This is a genomic window from Bartonella sp. SD1336NMGDW, assembly GCF_042193565.1.
Lineage (GTDB): Bacteria > Pseudomonadota > Alphaproteobacteria > Rhizobiales > Rhizobiaceae > Bartonella > Bartonella grahamii.
This window is the reverse complement of the sequence record NZ_JBHILW010000093.1, coordinates 1-641: the sequence shown is the minus strand read 5'-3', so window position 1 is coordinate 641 and position 641 is coordinate 1. Positions and strand designations below refer to the sequence as shown.

The 641-nt window shown below is 34.9% G+C and carries 1 protein-coding gene; it reads left to right on the top strand.

Annotation, left to right across the window (positions count from 1 at the left end; translation table 11 throughout):
- Positions 1 to 29: 29 nt before the first annotated feature.
- A partial coding sequence (locus ACFIKH_RS09330) for a type IV secretion system protein (RefSeq protein ID WP_375671551.1) occupies positions 30 to 641 on the top strand: 612 nt, incomplete at its 3' end.

The following is a 641-nucleotide window of genomic DNA, read 5'->3' as shown; positions in this document are numbered from 1 at the left end:
ATCCCTGCCGAAATCAAGCGAGCAAATATATGAAAAAGCGATTTATTATAACAGGAATGATTACCATTTGGGGAATGCTGAATTTAGCTCCAGCATATGCAAATGACGCAAGTATAAGCGTACATTTCGCCTCCTCATCACCAGCTGCAGTCTCACCACCTGCTCCACCAGCAGAATATTTGGAGCTTATTACTCTATTAAAAAAAGGGGAAATTATTGAGCTCTTAAAAAAACAGCTTGAGTTGAAAAAAGAACAACTTTCGCAAACAGAAAAAACCTATCAAGCTATAACAAATAGTCAGAAAACCGCACCTCAAAAAATGGACTTTTCTAGTTTTTTTCTCAAAGAACCAGAATCGCTCTATAAGAGTGACACGCTTTCAAGGGAATCATATCAAAAGGTATTGAAGGACGAAGACAAAATTTCTGAGTCTTTTGATCAAATGGGCAGGTTGCTTTTTGAGCGTTTAGAATTTTTCTCGATACTAAATAAAGCTATAAGTTTGAAAAGTTTTGAAAAAGTAGAAAAGCGTTTTAAATACCTCAAAAGTCTATTTGATGAACTTCAAAAAAAAGAAAACCTGAAAGATATTGCAGATCTTCAAGCACATATCGATAGTTCATTAGCCATGATCCAAAAT